The sequence below is a fragment of the Enterococcus sp. 2G9_DIV0600 genome (assembly GCF_002140615.1).
GTDB lineage: Bacteria > Bacillota > Bacilli > Lactobacillales > Enterococcaceae > Enterococcus_D > Enterococcus_D innesii.
On sequence record NZ_NGLL01000003.1, the window covers coordinates 48,286 to 64,459 of the forward strand.

Sequence of the window (16,174 nt, forward strand, 5' to 3'; positions counted from 1 at the left end):
ATTTATTTATTGAATAAATTTGAAAGTTTTTCCCATAACAACAATATAGTTTCCTTGTTATTAAAAAAAGGTATTTGCACAGTATCTAAATTTTCAAATAATCCAGCTGCCTGATCATAATAATCTGCTAAGAATGTAGCTTGTTCATTCAAAAGAGCATTTGCTTCTTCAATATTGCCATTAGCTATTAGATCTTTGATTGTTTGTAAAATTTCTTCTCTATTCATTGAGTTCCTCCGTATCAAAATATTTACCTCAATTACTTAACACATCAGCTAATAATCACAAATTAACACTGATAAAGATAAATGATACTATAATTAAAACTAGGAATATTTGAGTTAAACAGCCTAAGCAGCCTCTGTTACTTCTATAGGAACCATGATTACCATGATGTTCTTTTTTGTAAGTGTTACTTTTATGGTGGTCATCTCTATAATAATCTTTTTTGTGATGGTGTCCCACAAAATTCACCCTCTTCCATAGTGTGTTCAAACAGAACTTTTAAAATAGTTTTTATATGTTCATCATTCAAGGAGTAGTACATATACTTTCCTTTACGCTCTGCTGAAACCATCCTATTACTTTTCAACTTAGAAAGATGATGCGATGTTGCTGTGTGTGATCTTTGGACCAATGACTGTAATTCAGAGACATTTCTTTCTTGTTTCGACAAAAAAAACAGTATTTTTAGTCTGGTTCGATCATTGAGTACTTTTACGATTTTCTGGGCTCCCTCAACTGATCTTTCTAAATCCTTATTTTTCATTTAGAATCTCCGTCCTATAATTTTCACATTTCTTTTTGAGGAATTAATAATCTCAATCCGTTAAAAATAACCAACACAGTACTTCCTTCGTGAGCTAAAACTCCTATTCCTATAGTCATTTTACCTAAAAAGTTTAATGATATTAATAGCAACACAATAAACATTGAAAAGATAATATTCTGCCAGACAATTTTATTTAATCGTCTAGATACTTTATGAGCATAAACTAAATTCGATATGTCATTCTTCATTAGAACCACATCCGCTACATCGATAGCAACATCCGTTCCATCGCCCATAGCAATTCCTACATCCGCATTAACTAAAGCTGGCGCATCATTGACTCCGTCACCTACCATTGCAGTTAGTCCATATGAATCCTGTTGCTGTTTAATAATTTTCGCCTTATCTTCCGGTAAAACATTAGCAATTACTTGACCAATCTTTAGCTCATTGCCAATCGATTCACCCGTAAGTTTAGCATCTCCTGTAATTAAAGTAGTGTGAACACCTTGATCATTGAAGTATTCTATTGCATCTTTTGCATTCGAGTTAGGGACATCCATTAATGCAATTAAACCTATAACTTCCTTATTAATTGCTATTAAAACAACAGTCTTTCCGTCTTTTGAATACTCATTAACTTTTTCTTTTATGTTTTTATCATAACTGTTAAATTCCGAAGGTTTAGAAATTCTATACTCATTATCATTGAATGTTGATACTAATCCTCTGCCAACCTCATTTTCTACTGATAGTGTTTTTGTCTCCGTATGTGGAAAATTACTAACTATAGCAGTCGCTAAAGGATGATTTGATTCTTTTTCCATTGATACAATAACGTCGATTACCTCTTCTTCGTCGACCCCATCAATGAAATATTGATTTGTAACAACGGGTTTTCCTTTCGTCAAAGTCCCTGTTTTGTCAAAACAAATAGCTTTAAGTTCCCCTAAATTAGATAAAAATGATCCCCCTTTAAACAGTACACCTCTCTTAGCTAAATTAGAAATCGCTGATAAAGTAGCTGGTACCGCACTAGCTGCTAATGCACAAGGTGAAGATGAAATTAAAAATACAATACTTCGATATAAAGTTACATTCCAGCTCCATCCAAAAACTGTTGGACCCAAGACCAATATAAATGGGAAAATCATCAATACTAAGGTCACATACTTGGGCTCTAACCTCTTTATGGTTGTTGCTGTTTTACTCAAATTTTTCTGCGATTGATCAACTAGTTTTAATATTTTTGCAAATACAGTATCACTACTATCTTTTGAAACTTCCATAACAAATGAACCGGTACCATTAATTGTACTTCCGAATACATCGTCACCCACTGTTTTTTCTTTTGGAATACTTTCACCGTTTATAGACGACTCATCGATTGATGTTGTTCCAGAGATTATTTTCCCATCTGTAGGCACTTGTCCTCCATTTAAAACTTGCACTTTATCTCCGACCACTAATTGATCAACTGACACGACTTCAACAGAGTTGTCAGTTGATATTCTTCTAGCTTCAGTGGGATTTAGCTTTAGTAGATTCGTAATTTCTCTCTTACTCTTACCCTCAGCGTAATCTTCTAAGAAATGTGCTCCGGCAAAAATCAAAATCAATAGACCGGCTTCCTCAAAACTACCAATAATCATTGCGGCAGCTGCTGCTAATACCATTAAAAAATGAATATTAGGCATGAATTTTTTCGTTCTCAAACTATCTTTTATTGTATCTCCAAAGCCCTCTATGATTACATGGTACCCTGCAGAAACCACCGTAATACTAAATAACATGTTAGAAAGTATAAGTAGATCTTCTCCTAAAAATAGAGCAATTAAAAATGTGATTAACCCTATGAAGTAAAAATATACTGGGATATTCCCATGGCTATGATCGTGTTCTTCATTATGTTTATGCTCAGTGCCTCCATGGTTACTAGTCTTGTTTTTAAGAGAATGATTTTTGTTGTTGATTTCTTCTTTGTCCATTTACGTTACCTCCTAAATATTGTTTATGATTAATCATAGTTTTTGAATTCTTTGTTTTCATTCAAAATCTCATCTACATTTCGCCGATAAAAATCATGCTCTTTCAGCCACTCCTTAAAGCTCCCCTCAGATAACTGATAGATTCCTTTTATTTCTTGGTTATTGAAACCTAAGCTAAGTAATTTTAAATATTTCTCTAAAGTTAAGTCTCCAATTTTTTTGTTTTTGGAGTTATATCCTAGAAACTGTCCCAACAACTGAATTTCTTTTTTTAGTTCTGTATGATCACTATCTAACCAGTTAGGATTTTCATTTAAAAGCTTAATCAATTTTCTCCGTATTTCTTTTTTTCTTTCTTTTGACATCTTACTCATCCTTTAGTTAATATAAGAATATTATAAATGATTAATCAAACATATGTCAAATCATTCATATGTATTTTAAAAAAATTACGGTTTTTCTTCTGTGCAATCAGCTTCGATCGATTGCTTTTGAATATATACCATCGATTTCCACCTAAATTTACGTCGATATCTAAAACATATTCTATAAATGAGATTAAAGTGTTTTGAAAAATATTGAAATAATTACCTAATTTATATTCTTTATACTTGTCTTTAACGTATTAAAAGATAATTCTATTACTTCGAATAATTTAAAAAAAGTGTATAAATCCAGTAAAAAATCTAGCGTAATAAAGCATACTGCCTTAAACACTAGATTTCTCTAAAATAAAAAACATGAAATTCTATAAGCCTATATAAGTCGCTGGGTCCACAAAACCGGACCACAATCCAGTAGACATGCCCAAGTGCAGATGAACTCCAGTAGAATTACCCGTCGTTCCCATCCCTCCTAAGTATTCTCTTGAAGAGACTGACTGGCCTACTGATACCGCCGGTGGGGTACTCATATGCATATAATAACTATACATACCGTTAGAGTGTTTTATAATCACATGATTTCCAGTAGACGGTCCATAACCTGCTGCAACAACTTCTCCGGAATTAATTGAAAAAATTGGAGTTCCAGTAGATCCGGTAAAATCTAAACCATCATGTTGATTTCCAGAATATCCTGTGGGATCTGAGCGAAACCCAAATCGGCTTGAAATATTAATAGAATCTAGAGGCCTACTCCAACCAGTATTTGACGAACTAGACTCCTCGGTTGATAGAACATCTTTTTCTTTGGAAGATAAATCTACGTTGCTTTTTTCTTCATTCGATACAACATTTTCTTCAGATTTACTTGTCTCGCTTGGATTTTCTTTTGTAGCTTTTTCATCAACCAATTCCGCATTCTCTGCTGAATTATCAATAATTGTCTCTCGTTTCTTAGATACTTCCAAATCAGCCATTCTCTTAGCGTCTTCTTCAATTTTTCGTTGCTTTTCCAAAGCCTCTAAAGCTAATTTCTTTTTCTTTTCTGCCTCATCTCTTTCCTCAATGAGTTTCTGTTTCTTTTCTTCTTCAGTATTTAAAGATAGGGATAATTCAGCTAACTCTAATTCTTGTCCCAATTTGATATCAACTAAGTTTCTTTGTTTCTTATCTAATTCAGCAGACTGATCTTCAATGTCAGTTAGTTTTTTTTCTAATTCTTTTTCAAGTGCAACACTCTTTTTTATATCCATCTGCTGCTGTTCTACTACACCGTTACTCGCGTTCATAATCGTAATAGAGGCAACGGCTTTATTTATTGCATCACTAATAGATTCTGAGCTAAGTAATGTCTCTATTAAACTATTAGATGAATCAGAAGTTTGAATATCTCTAGCTTGATTTCTTAGCAATTCTTTTCTTTTGTTAATCTTTATTGTCAGCTCCGTTATTTCTTTAGAAATTTCATTTGCTTTTTTTTCCGTAACTGATTTATTTTCAAGTATTTCTTTAATCTCGGCATCAATTTTCTTAATTGAATTATCAGTATCTAACTTTTGCTCCTCTATGGTCTTTGTTTCTTTCTTTATCACGTCAATTTTCTGTTCCTGTTTACCAATCTCATTATCTATATCCTCCGCATATGCAGAAACCACCGACATAGAAAACAACATCAAAATACTGGAAATAAAAATATTTTTTTTCACAAAAATTCTCCTATACTTTTGATAAATATTATTTATATAAAGCATAGCAAATAGAATAAACAATACTCGAAATAATAGAATTTAAAACAAATAGAAACAAATAGAAATATTTTGTCATATTTTTGAAATACAAGTAACCGATTTTGATAGTAATCCGATGGATACTCAACAATATCTGATTACACCTTGTAGCATTAAAAAAGATATACAACTCCTTGTTAAGCTTTTCTTATCCTATCTCAGCTTTACATAAATGGGGGGATTAAAGGACTTTAGTCAATTAATTAAAATAAGTTTATCCTCAATTAATTCTCCTTGTAATTCTCATCTTAGTAATATATTTCTTAAATTGAAATATCAGAGACTTTTAAATCTAAAAATCAAGTACATTTACAGTTCATGAGTAAGCAGTGACTTCCTACAAATCATTCCCATTGGAAGCAATAACCCCTTTGTACCAATAAAAGGATTTCTTCTTGTATCTTTCAAAGTTTCCGCTCTGGTTGTCATTTCTATTGACATAAATCAATCCATATCTCTTTTTCATTTCCCCTGTGCTTGAACTGACAATATCTATAGGGCTCCAAACCATGTAGCCCCAGATTTCGACACCCTCATATATTGCTTGCTTCATTTGGAATGGCAACAGTTTTTTTGACAAATTTTATAAGGTGCAGAACTTCTTTCCGTATGCTATTCCGATTGTCCTTGACAATGAGCCTCCTCGGATGTGACGATCTTCGGCAGGAGCTAACAGTTAAAGTTAGACTGCCTCGCTAGCGTTAGCACATCCGAGCTCATTATCAAGGATTCGCTGCGCCAATCTCTGGTTACGGTAACCAACCGGTGTCTCGTAGCCAAGTGTACCGTGCAACCGAAGGTGGTTCCACCAATTGACATAGTCAAATAACTCCAAATCCAATTGTTGTAAGGTTTCAAATGTGTATTGATAGACAAATTCTACTTTCAACGACTTATAAGTTGATTCAGCTACGGCATTATCAAAAGGACAGCCTTTATGACTTAATGATCGATTGATATCAAAAGTTGTTAATAATTCATCAATAGCTTGGTTATCAAACTCTTTTCCACGATCAGTATGAAAAATCTCAACCTCTGTCAGAGGTTGTTTGATACGGCTAAATGCTTTTTTTACTAGAACGGCATCTTTATGTTCTCCACAAGAATAGCCGAGAATTTCTCGATTGAACAGATCCAAAATGAAACAGACATAATTCCATTTTTTCCCGACTCGTACATAAGTCAAGTCTGTTACGATCGCTTCTAATGGGTTGTCTCTTAAGAATTTACGATTCAATACGTTTGTCGTTTTGGCTTCATCGCAAGTAGAATGATGTACTTTAAAATAAGCAACAGTATAGCTCGATTTTAATCCTCTATTTTTCATGCTTCTACTAATTTTTCGTCGGCTGATCTGAATGCCTCGTTTTGATAAGGCTTTTTTTATTTTTCTTGAGCCGTAGGCCTTTCGGCTGCGGATAAATTCTTCAGCGACTACTTCTTCAAGTTCTGATTCATCTTTCTTTGGTTTTGATTGATAATAATAGGACTGACGTGATAGACCTAATATTCTGCACATCGCTGATATAGGGTAAAGATGCTTATTCGCATCGATTACTTGTCTCTTCGTCCGAATATCAGCGCTGCTTGCTTTAAAATATCATTTTCCATTTCTAATTGCTGGTTTCTTTTACGTAGTTCTAACAATTCTTTTTGTTCAGGCGTAAGATTATCTTTTTCTTTGAATGAACCACTCGTTTTAGATTGCTTTACCCATTTGTCAAATGCTGAAGCCGTTAGTTCATATTCTCGAATGATTTCTACACGTGGCTTTCCAGCTAAGTAAAGATTGACGATTTGTTGCTTGAATTCTTGTGAAAAAGTTCTTCGTGTTCTCTTAGACATAAAAATTCCTCCTGGTATGTTTTCTTCTAGTCTACACACCTTAATTTTTCTGTCTAGTTAATTGTAGCCTATCCATTCCTTAGGTTTGCCCTCTGAGCCTGTGTGCTTGGTAACGCCTTTAACGTTACAAGGTTTTTCATACCATGCAATTTTACTAGACCTCACACACCCCACAAATAATGGTGATAACATTTCTATTACCTGAATTCTCTAGACCCGTACATACGGACATTCGCTTAGTAATTGTCATTACATACTAACCATAGATAGTTTTTAGACCCCCGGCATATAGGTTGCGTCATCCACCTCTGGACAACTTTCCACATCTGAAAATAATTTTTTCCTTTGTTTGGGCAACTCTCTGCCGACTTTAACGCGCTTTGTACATCACTATGATTACCCATAATTTTGCACAGCGTAACCTCAGGGTAGGCGTTTCAGGTTGTTAGCCCTTCATTCCACCATTTGAATCATCAGTTCTACTGAACTGAACACATTTGCGTTCTTAAATAATTCAGTGCCTAATCTTTTCAATTAGGAACGCATCGCACGCACGGAAATCCTCCCGTGATAATGTCCACACGTCCGATTCCTCGAATAAATTCATCTGAAAGTTTTGTGATATCATGCATTTCTACCTCCTGTTTTGTGTCAAAAATTGATTGATAACTTTTTCTGGCATGGCCATCGATCTCACAATACCCAACACATCGAAAGCCAGCTTGTTCCATCCCTAAACGAAATCCTCCGATTCCTAAAAAAAGATCTAAAAAGGTGCCTTTATTTTCTGTTGTACCATTTTCCATTGTTCACTCAGTTTCTTCATGCGCATGAAAGGTATTTCAAGTACCTGATGGATTAAGAATACCGAGGAAATGGTTTGTTAAATTTCGGAACAATGGTGGTAATTAGACCTTTTTTAAGAAAGAAAAGCGATCTTTTTTGCCCTCCACGTTCCAGCCGCCTCCACCACTTAGGAGGGCAAAAAAAATAGACGTGCAAGGCACGTCTGTAGAGCAAAAGGTTGATATTTCACTGAAATCTTGCTATAATTACTATGTAAAGAGGAGTTGCGCTAACAACTCCCCTACAGCACCGTTTAAGACGGTGGCAGATATTTAAGTTAAAAAATAACCGCTGACCTGCTAAAGCTGACGGTTATTTTTTTTTGTCATTTTTCACTGCTGTTAGGATGCCAAAGATGATAGTCGCGATTAAAGAACCGAAACTAATCATTAGCCCTAATGCTTCAGCTACAGACAAAAGGCTTCTCCTTTCTAAAGAGTGAACACTTACTTTCATAAGCATCACCACCTTTCAAAAGATAGCCACCGTCACAAACTTTACTGTACTCATATTATACCATACCCCACACTAAAAACCTATATTTATCAAGGCTTTTAGCGTTTTTTTATGCCTGAATCCGAGTGAAATGCTTGTTCCTTCAGTCGCTCCAGCCACCACCACCGCTCCTTCAGAAACCGTGTTGCTGACACAACCCGAAGTGATCGATAGAAAAAAATACCAGGATCAGGCAGAGATCTCTTGTTCTTTTAAAGCCAAAATAGACAAAGCATTCGAAAACTGCAGTAAGCCTATTTGAGAATCATCGACGATCACATTTTTCTGATAATGGATCCGATCGCTCACATGATTGATTGATAATCCGTAGACAAAACGCATCAAAAAAATCTTTCGTCTCCGATCGGTGATTTCTGGTTTATATGGATGGCTAATGGCCGTCAGACCCAAAGAAAACAAGTGGTGAAAATAAAGAAACTCTTGTTTGAACTGCTGATTTTCTTGAACAAAGCTAGAGTGTTTGATTTCTGGTATATCTTGGTCTAAGAGCGAATACGTTGAATGAATCGGCGGCATCCTCGTCAATCCCATCCTTTCTCTTGAAACAAGATAACTAGAGAGCATCGATCCGATCTCTCCTTTGGTTTTTTCCCAATCGATCACCTCTTTTTCAGGTAATTCAAATTGGTGAACATCAAATAATCGCACATTATTCCTCTTTTCATGATAGGTGATACAAACAGTTGTCGTTTGAACCTGAATTTTATATCAAAAAAGACCTGGGGTTTCCAGGTCTTTTTTCGTCTTTGTTTCTCAAAATGGCAAATCATCATCTGGTAAATCGATTGCCGAGCTGCTTTGTGCAAATGGATTTGTTTCTTGTTTAGGTAGCGGTGGCGGTGTCGGTTTGCTTTTTTCAGCTGTTTCGTTGGATTCATTCGCACGCTGCTCAGACACATCTTTTGATTCCATTAATTGAAACGTCTCTGCCACGACTTCTGTGACGTACACTCGCTGTCCTTGTGGGTTATCGTAAGATCTTGTCTGAATACGTCCAGTCACGCCGAGAAGCGTCCCTTTCTTGGCGTAATTGGCAAGGGTTTCGGCTGGTTTACGCCAAATGACACAATTTATGAAGTCAGCTTCTCTTTGACCGCTTTGATTGGTAAAATTTCGATTCACGGCCAAAGTGAACGTGGCCACTGCAGCACCGTTCGGTGTAAATTTTAATTCTGGATCTCTCGTTAATCTTCCTACTAATACGACGTTATTGATCATGCTTTATTCCCTACTTTCTTTGCTTTTTTTGGCGTATTGACAAATGATACAAAAGTGATCTGTCCCGTATCGCTCAACTTGATTTTTGCATTATAGGTCGTCTTTGACTCGTATCAAGTATTCTTCAATGATCGGTGCCAATACAATAGAGAACGTTGCGGCAGAAATGGAAATTCCGTGTCTTGCTTCAGGAAGTCTAGGAAGATACGTTGAAAAAAAATGTTCGCCGATCCACATACTAAGAAGGGACAGCACAACGGCCATCCCTATTCCCTGAATGATTGTAAAAATCATTCGTTTCATCCGTTCACCTTCTTTATAAGCTCAATGCTGGTTCAGATTCGAGAGACTTTTTTCTTTGATTTTCGCCCTCGTTTACTTGATAGACCAGCTCATTGTTCCAATCCCATTTTTGCGTTTCTTGTCCGACCGGAGCTTGCGGAAACTCTGCTTGAAATTCAAGCGGTGCTTTTTCTTTTTGATTGAAAGTAAATTGTTGAAACTTATCGAAAAAGGCTTTTCCGGCTTCATCGTTATCGACACACAAGGCAATTTCTTCAATTCCTGAAGGACTGACTTGAATGATTCCTTAAATGGTTTGGTTCGCTCACTTGGATTTCTCTTTGGCGGTGATCGACTTTCATTCGTTTCTTTCCCCTTGAAGTACTCCTGTTTCATTCTATCGTAAATTTCTTTGTTAGGGTTTTGTTGCCCAGATATTGAAGATGGACGAAAAGAATTTCTTTGCGACGTAGAGTCATTTTCTTTTTTTAATTCCTGAAGAATACTGTTTCCTAATCGATAATAAATACCATCCGGCCCGTACATTCGGCCATCGTAAAATGATTTTTTCTCTTTGTTAGGATCTCCCTCACCATAAGTTGCTTTCTTGAAAATATCTTCTTCTTTTGCCAGCTGTTTGAATTCTTCAAAGTGGCCATTGTCTTTCATCAATGAATCAATCAGCTGGTTCATTGTTTCTCGACTTTCTGACGTTAGGTTTTTGCTATTCCACTTGCTTTGATTCTCCGGCAGTTGCGCTTTTAATTCCTCAAGCAACAGAACACTTTCTTTTTTTGGTGTAGCCATTTCTGTTTTGATTTCACTACGAAGACCATTTCTCAAATCATTCAATCGTTCCAATTCGCTCGAACGATCAAAGATGAGATTCGCAAAAGTCGATTTCATTTTTTCTAATGTTTCATCGGAACGCTGACCTTTTCTTTCATAGCGATTATGCTCTTTAACAAAAATCATTTCACGGGTAGGTTCAACTTCTGTCGTCGCAAAATGCACGTGAAAGTGACCTGTATTGTAATGGATCTCACCTACACTGATTGTTGATCCATTTAATTTTTCTTTCTCATAAAGGACGTTCATCATTTTTCGACCGGCCATGATCAACGGTTCCCTTTTTAATTCATTTGAATATGGATTGTAAATGCCTGCTTCAATCAATGCTTTTGTATCGAAAGACACCACATCTTGAAACAATACAGATTCATTTTTGTTCGCTCGATCGAATAATTCTTTGTATTGCTCAACTTCTTGTTGCGTCAAATCATCATTGTTGAAATCAAACATCCCTGTATTCAGCGACCATATTTTTTCTTGCGTTTCTTTTTGCATGATCTCAATTTGCGCTTTTGATAAAGTCGAATAATCAGCGAGACGTTTGTTGATCTCACCTAATGATATTCTTTCTTCAGCTGTCAATTTTGATTGAGCGAGTAACGCATTTTTTCGATCCATATAATCCAAATAGCCTTCAAATGATTGACTAGGATCGTCATTCGTCATTGCTGTTTCAAAGTCAGAAAGATCTTTTTCTTGATACACTTTCTTATCTTCTCGATCTATATACTTTACATACTCAGAATCAAACGAAATAACAAAACCGCTCATTAAGTTTATATAAGAGCCAGCAGATTGTGCCATGTGATCACCTCGTTCATTTAAATGCCATCAGATTCAAATGCACGATACAAAAGCGCATTATTCGTGTCGACGTATTGTTGTAGAATGTGCTTAAAATCATCCAAACTATCTTTAATCGCATCAACTTCTCGATTATTCGTTAGGTCATTGATCATTTCATTTTGAAGAATCTGATTGATCACTTCGTTTCGAGTGACTTTCTTTCCTGTATTAAAGGTTTGTTTCTTAGCTCGCTGTTCGAGGTACGCAACCAACGGCTCATTTTCAACTATTAAAGTAAATCTTGGCATGAGAAAACCTCCAGCTATTTAATCATTTTGAATCTTGTGAGTGCCTAAAAGAGGTAGAATAATGAAAGAGCATAAGGTAAACGCACCACTCTCATGTTGAAAGTGGCAAAATAGGCTGTGCCTATTGCGTTTTGAAGAAAATGAATGTGATACCACAGCATAGTTTTTAGCAGTTGTCAGGGAGTTGTTCAAAGACTACTCAAGTAGTCATTTTTGCGAAAAGTAGTCTCTAGGTACCACCATCGATCGTCCTTTTTGAAAGACAAATTTTTACAAATACTTCGCAATCAGATCATTGTAAGTGAGCGATTCTGAATTTATTTTTTCTTCTTTTGCTTTCTCTTTTTGATTATTAACGGGTCTTTTTTGTGATTTATTTTTTGCTTTTTTTCGTCGGCTATTTGCCCATTTTCCTCTTTGTTGAGTCTTCACTTCTTTGTATTTTTCAGAACTTTCGAGATCAAAAATATCGACGTCCATCGTTTCCGCAAAACTATTTGAATAAATTAAAAGTTCATCTAAACGGTTTAAAAGTGCACGCATTTGAATATTTTCTTTTGTCTTTAACCGATACAATTCCAAAATAATATAGCGAATCAAGGCACTGTCCGTTGCCAAATCATCCACTGCTAACAGTTCTTTTAATTCTTCTAATGCGTCTCTATGTTCAGGATCAATATAAATTTGCAGCCGTTCCTTTGTCATTTGTTTTCACTTCTTTCAGTCTGTTTATTTTTTAGTCGTATATTTTGCTACTTCTTAAGTATAATAAATATAAGCAATTAAAATATTCAGAAACAACAGTGCACATAATGTTAGTGGGTTTTGGTTGTGCTAAATACTTTATATAAATCTTCATATTGTATTATCCCCCTCTATTTGTAACAACCGTCATGCATTTTACGAGCTTTATCTAAATGATCAATAGGATTTATCTTATTTATTCCCTAGTCCATATTGTTTTCCATTTGACATTCTAGATAGTCTAAATTATTAGTATAGTGAAGTTCATTCTCTTCTTTACTTCTATTTAACGCCTCACCTATTGTATTAATAAATCTCGATCTTGGTTAACAAAATCATTTTTTAAAACCAAATATATATCCTGATTTCAATCACTGACAACACATAGATTCTTCTTCTCTAACGAATCTATTATAAATTGAGATAGTTCATAATCACTAGATATTAATTTATCCACTGTCAAATTTGCTGGATTAGATATTAGTATTATAAATGTATTTTAAAGAAAACAAGTGTCTTCTTCATAACTATTACATCTCCTCCATCCTCAAAAATTTATACCAAAAAATAAGAAAACAAATGCAATATAAAGGAGGATTCCCCCTCCCAAAACAATAAAAAAGTAGAAAACATATTTAGTCGTTTTGCTAATATCATTCGCATTTCTTATCTTAATACTAATAAAAATATAAAACCCTATGAGTATTAAAAGTGGTAGCATTTTGATCAACAATTTTTATCCTTCCTTTGAGAAAATCATTTTGGAACTTTTTTTTTTATGTTAACCGATATTATAATTTAAATTTTAATGATTATTCATACACATTATATGCGTCAAGTAAATCGCTATAATTAAAAACTAAGAGATATACTGTAACAACTATACGTAAAATAGCAATACATTTTGAAAATGGATCAACTTCAACGTTAAAGACACTTTTAATTATGTTAGATAAATTAATCGCCACAGTAACTCACATGGTTTCTTGAAAACTAAAAATGCGGCCGCAATCCTTTAGAAATTTACTATAGATCTACTCTGAAAAACACAATTTATTACACTTAAGTCTTTTGATAAAGGCCTACATAAAGATTTACACCATTTTTCTGAAAAAAATACTACCTGTCCAATAATACTCATATTCCACCTGTAAACATTTTAAAAACATAAGAGAAAGCCTAGTATTCTTTACTCAGCTTTTATAGATACATATATCTATACCTTCAATTCCTTCTTCCAACATTCATAAGACTCAACAGTTGCACTTTTTTTCATTCTCCTACAAATTCCACTAAACAATGACCACTTATAATCATCAAGAATGGCAGTACCTACTCCCCCTAATCCTAAGAAAAACAGTAAAAGTAAATATAAAAATAACATCATATTCGTCCATAACGATAAAAGAGTCAACAAAAGAGAAACTAAGCCTACTGTAACAAATGAAAAGAACAGAATACCATAATAAATCTTCAAAAGAACAGACCATTCTTTGATTCTATTAAGAACAGATAACTCCTCCTCCGTCATCAATCAATCCACCTGTTCTTTCTTTTTTTTTGGATCAATACTCTTTAAAAACCTCTCCTCCAATACCAATAAATGACGATAAACATCATCCATCGACCAGCCTGAAGAAAGACTAAGACAATATAAAAAATCACAAGGTAACGTTTTTACTGTACGGTTCCTTGTTACCCAGCTTGCTACTGTACTCTGCTTATAGCCATGTAACTCACAAAATTGCTCTACTGTCATACCTAACCGCGAAATAATAAACACATTGATCGGGTAGGGATATACAAAGGTATTGATACTCATAGTCAGAAAGACCTCCCACCATATTATTACGTTTGCAATAATAGTACTACTCTTTCTTAAGACCAGCAAGCAAGGCGGAGAAAAAAGGAACGTATCATAGATATAATGTAATAGGCAATTTGCACCTTTTAATTTCAACCTGTATCGATCATGAACAGATCTGTTTGTACGCCGATCTTATTAAGTTCTAGCAAGCGTTTCAGTGCTGTCTGGATAAACATGTATTCTCTTCCAAAAGCTTCTGAGATCGCAGCGAAATAAGCCCCATGGCTTTCTTTTTTTAGCCGGATAACGGAGCGCATCAATCCATGTATCGAAGCTAGCATAATACCCCCATTACGACCAGCACGAACACGAATATGAATTTTGTTCTCTTCTTTTAACTGCTTCAGTACTTTGTCCAGGGAACGTTTTGGTATCTTTAAACGTTCAGTTAACTCTTTTTTTGTAGAAAGAATGTATGGTTGTTCTTCATAGGATTGCTCATTCAAATAGGACAGTAGATCTTCTGCCCATTCATGACTGTGTGAATACTTGCGAACAGCTCTTTCTTTCTTGAATTTCCACCAACCCCGTTTTTTGTTGAATAGCTGCTCTTCAGAAAGATTGGCATCGACCCACTCTTGGCATAATAGGACAATTTTTTCTCTGTGCGCTGCTTGATATTTTCCAGAGTAAGCGGATCGAATGATTCTGGTTAATTCTCGATCAGATAAAGGGTTAGCCAAGCGGTCATTGAATTCTAACATCGTCAATTCACATGCTTCTACTTCGTATCCTGACGAAAAGTATGCCAAAGACAAGGTGAATATCACATTATTTCGACCATATACGCCCTTTTCACCTTGTATTTTTTGACTTTTTAGCAACAGCTGGAACCAAGGTTCATCAACTTGACGAAATTCTTGAGTAGATGGCAATACAAAAACGTTCTTGATCTCCGCTTTTTTGTCCGCATCTTCTCTCATTGACCAGTCGATCCATTCTTCGAAACTATAACGATACTGTGGTTCAAAGAATAAAACATTCTCTTCAGAAGGCATACGTGTGATCCCAAAATGATTGGCATTTACATCAACTGGAAACCGATAATCATTTGAAAATTTGTTTCTTAGATTTTTTGAGATCATTTTGGCCACATTGATCACTTTAAAATTTGATTTCTTCGTCACGTATGCAGGCTTGTCTAGTACATAGAAAGCTTGAAATCCATGCGGTGTACGTAGAATCATTGTCGGCATAAAGCCGATCTCGTGACTGGCCAAGATAATTTCTCCGTAGTCAAAGTTTGGATCCAATGTGTCAAAATCAACAAAGAAAGTATTGATTTGGCGTAAATTGTCCTCCGAATGACCTTTTGTAAACATTCTGGCTTCATCAGCATACGTTCCATAGCGAAATACATTTGGTGTCCAATGAGTGAATCGATTATTGTTTTCGATCACCCCTTCTTCTGAAGTGATCACTAGTCCAATCCCCTCGATCATGTGTTCCTTTGAACGGTACGCAAAAATAGCCCCCTTTCCCGACTGATCACTAAAAGAGACCGGTTTTAAGTGGCTGTTTTTATATTTGAATTTACGGATACCATTTTGTAATACCGTCGAATATACGACATCCAAAGAAGCTGCCATGACTGTTATTCCTTCCTAAACAAAAAGAGAACACAAATAATCTTAAAGATTTGTGTTCTCTCAATGGCTTAGAAGTCTCAAAGGAATGACAAAATAAGCGTATATATATTGAGTTGCTCGTCAAAAAATGGTAAAATAAACCTATAGGTTCGGATTGGTAGTCCGAATAGATTTATTCAAATCACATAAGTGGTTTCCAGCCACTTACATAATTTCCATGAGACGAGCGAGAACACATAGTTGTTGTATGTGATTCAGATGAAGAAGTGAGGCCAAATTCACTTTTTTATCCGTCTCTTTTTTATATGTATTATTTATTTGAATATAACAAAACAGTTAAATTTGTACAAGAAGAAATTTTTATAAAGTATAAGTTATACTTAATTAAACC

At 35.1% G+C, this 16,174-nt stretch carries 16 protein-coding genes and 2 pseudogenes; all 18 read right to left on the reverse strand.

All coding sequences use genetic code 11. From position 1 onward, the window contains the following. Nucleotides 1-2: 2 nt before the first annotated feature. The 18 genes and pseudogenes from A5870_RS16950 to A5870_RS17045 all read right to left on the reverse strand — a co-directional run bounded on the left by A5870_RS16950 (nucleotide 3) and on the right by A5870_RS17045 (nucleotide 15,783). Nucleotides 3-227, reverse strand: a complete 225-nt coding sequence (locus tag A5870_RS16950) for a hypothetical protein (RefSeq protein ID WP_029486039.1) — start codon at nucleotides 225-227, stop codon at nucleotides 3-5. A gap of 206 nt (nucleotides 228-433) precedes the next feature. Next, entirely contained in the window at nucleotides 434-769 is a 336-nt protein-coding gene (locus tag A5870_RS16955; RefSeq protein ID WP_051661423.1) for an ArsR/SmtB family transcription factor, read from the reverse strand. A gap of 23 nt (nucleotides 770-792) precedes the next feature. Further along, a complete protein-coding gene (locus A5870_RS16960) occupies nucleotides 793-2,760 on the reverse strand; it encodes a heavy metal translocating P-type ATPase (RefSeq protein ID WP_086294033.1) in 1,968 nt (655 codons plus the stop codon). A gap of 29 nt (nucleotides 2,761-2,789) precedes the next feature. After that, nucleotides 2,790-3,125, reverse strand: coding sequence for a hypothetical protein (locus A5870_RS16965; RefSeq protein ID WP_029486042.1), 336 nt, complete (start codon nucleotides 3,123-3,125; stop codon nucleotides 2,790-2,792). A 383-nt stretch (nucleotides 3,126-3,508) separates the two neighbouring features. Continuing rightward, the gene (locus A5870_RS16970; RefSeq protein ID WP_029486043.1) at nucleotides 3,509-4,849 is read right to left on the reverse strand and encodes a peptidoglycan DD-metalloendopeptidase family protein; all 1,341 of its coding nucleotides are present in this window, start codon (nucleotides 4,847-4,849) and stop codon (nucleotides 3,509-3,511) included. Between the two features lie 418 nt (nucleotides 4,850-5,267). Next, nucleotides 5,268-5,468, reverse strand: a pseudogene (locus tag A5870_RS16975) (family 1 glycosylhydrolase); the annotation flags it as partial. A gap of 144 nt (nucleotides 5,469-5,612) precedes the next feature. Then, a protein-coding gene (locus A5870_RS16980) for an IS3 family transposase (protein ID WP_131732210.1) occupies nucleotides 5,613-6,775 on the reverse strand; the annotation gives its coding sequence in 2 pieces (ribosomal slippage) (nucleotides 5,613-6,499 and nucleotides 6,499-6,775; 1,164 coding nt in all). A 551-nt stretch (nucleotides 6,776-7,326) separates the two neighbouring features. After that, nucleotides 7,327-7,581: pseudogene (locus A5870_RS16985) on the reverse strand (DNA cytosine methyltransferase); the annotation flags it as partial. Between the two features lie 352 nt (nucleotides 7,582-7,933). Further along, nucleotides 7,934-8,077, reverse strand: coding sequence for a putative holin-like toxin (locus tag A5870_RS16990; protein WP_080542687.1), 144 nt, complete (start codon nucleotides 8,075-8,077; stop codon nucleotides 7,934-7,936). A 228-nt stretch (nucleotides 8,078-8,305) separates the two neighbouring features. Next, entirely contained in the window at nucleotides 8,306-8,785 is a 480-nt protein-coding gene (locus A5870_RS16995; protein WP_086294034.1) for a transcriptional regulator, read from the reverse strand. Nucleotides 8,786-8,890: 105 nt separating this feature from the next. Further along, a complete protein-coding gene (ssb, locus tag A5870_RS17000; RefSeq protein ID WP_081117341.1) occupies nucleotides 8,891-9,355 on the reverse strand; it encodes a single-stranded DNA-binding protein in 465 nt (154 codons plus the stop codon). A gap of 90 nt (nucleotides 9,356-9,445) precedes the next feature. After that, nucleotides 9,446-9,658 carry a hypothetical protein gene (locus A5870_RS17005; RefSeq protein ID WP_242596089.1) on the reverse strand — a complete coding sequence of 71 codons (213 nt, stop codon included), beginning with the start codon at nucleotides 9,656-9,658 and terminating at the stop codon, nucleotides 9,446-9,448. A 72-nt stretch (nucleotides 9,659-9,730) separates the two neighbouring features. Continuing rightward, the gene (gene mobP2, locus A5870_RS17015; RefSeq protein WP_252086130.1) at nucleotides 9,731-11,293 is read right to left on the reverse strand and encodes a MobP2 family relaxase; all 1,563 of its coding nucleotides are present in this window, start codon (nucleotides 11,291-11,293) and stop codon (nucleotides 9,731-9,733) included. A gap of 17 nt (nucleotides 11,294-11,310) precedes the next feature. Continuing rightward, entirely contained in the window at nucleotides 11,311-11,583 is a 273-nt protein-coding gene (locus A5870_RS17020) for a hypothetical protein (protein ID WP_081117345.1), read from the reverse strand. Between the two features lie 270 nt (nucleotides 11,584-11,853). Continuing rightward, nucleotides 11,854-12,288: a hypothetical protein gene (locus A5870_RS17025; RefSeq protein ID WP_086294035.1), complete on the reverse strand. Its 435-nt coding sequence runs from the start codon at nucleotides 12,286-12,288 to the stop codon at nucleotides 11,854-11,856. Between the two features lie 1,255 nt (nucleotides 12,289-13,543). Beyond that, nucleotides 13,544-13,858, reverse strand: coding sequence for a hypothetical protein (locus A5870_RS17035; RefSeq protein WP_048602881.1), 315 nt, complete (start codon nucleotides 13,856-13,858; stop codon nucleotides 13,544-13,546). A 3-nt stretch (nucleotides 13,859-13,861) separates the two neighbouring features. Next, complete coding sequence (locus A5870_RS17040; RefSeq protein ID WP_012481689.1) at nucleotides 13,862-14,149, reverse strand: PrgN protein; 288 nt, start codon at nucleotides 14,147-14,149, stop codon at nucleotides 13,862-13,864. A 134-nt stretch (nucleotides 14,150-14,283) separates the two neighbouring features. Continuing rightward, nucleotides 14,284-15,783: a primase C-terminal domain-containing protein gene (locus A5870_RS17045; RefSeq protein ID WP_086294036.1), complete on the reverse strand. Its 1,500-nt coding sequence runs from the start codon at nucleotides 15,781-15,783 to the stop codon at nucleotides 14,284-14,286. Nucleotides 15,784-16,174: the final 391 nt, after the last annotated feature.

Excerpts from the sequence above, each read along its gene's own strand:
- A5870_RS16950 (WP_029486039.1), bottom strand. The coding sequence starts at position 227 with ATGAATAGAGAAGAAATTTTACAAACAATCAAAGATCTAATAGCTAAT.
- A5870_RS16955 (WP_051661423.1), bottom strand. The coding sequence starts at position 769 with ATGAAAAATAAGGATTTAGAAAGATCAGTTGAGGGAGCCCAGAAAATC.
- A5870_RS16960 (WP_086294033.1), bottom strand. The coding sequence starts at position 2,760 with ATGGACAAAGAAGAAATCAACAACAAAAATCATTCTCTTAAAAACAAG.
- A5870_RS16965 (WP_029486042.1), bottom strand. The coding sequence starts at position 3,125 with ATGTCAAAAGAAAGAAAAAAAGAAATACGGAGAAAATTGATTAAGCTT.
- A5870_RS16990 (WP_080542687.1), bottom strand. The coding sequence starts at position 8,077 with ATGAAAGTAAGTGTTCACTCTTTAGAAAGGAGAAGCCTTTTGTCTGTA.
- ssb (WP_081117341.1), bottom strand. The coding sequence starts at position 9,355 with ATGATCAATAACGTCGTATTAGTAGGAAGATTAACGAGAGATCCAGAA.
- A5870_RS17005 (WP_242596089.1), bottom strand. The coding sequence starts at position 9,658 with ATGAAACGAATGATTTTTACAATCATTCAGGGAATAGGGATGGCCGTT.
- mobP2 (WP_252086130.1), bottom strand. The coding sequence starts at position 11,293 with ATGGCACAATCTGCTGGCTCTTATATAAACTTAATGAGCGGTTTTGTT.
- A5870_RS17020 (WP_081117345.1), bottom strand. The coding sequence starts at position 11,583 with ATGCCAAGATTTACTTTAATAGTTGAAAATGAGCCGTTGGTTGCGTAC.
- A5870_RS17025 (WP_086294035.1), bottom strand. The coding sequence starts at position 12,288 with ATGACAAAGGAACGGCTGCAAATTTATATTGATCCTGAACATAGAGAC.
- A5870_RS17035 (WP_048602881.1), bottom strand. The coding sequence starts at position 13,858 with ATGACGGAGGAGGAGTTATCTGTTCTTAATAGAATCAAAGAATGGTCT.
- A5870_RS17040 (WP_012481689.1), bottom strand. The coding sequence starts at position 14,149 with ATGAGTATCAATACCTTTGTATATCCCTACCCGATCAATGTGTTTATT.
- A5870_RS17045 (WP_086294036.1), bottom strand. The coding sequence starts at position 15,783 with ATGGCAGCTTCTTTGGATGTCGTATATTCGACGGTATTACAAAATGGT.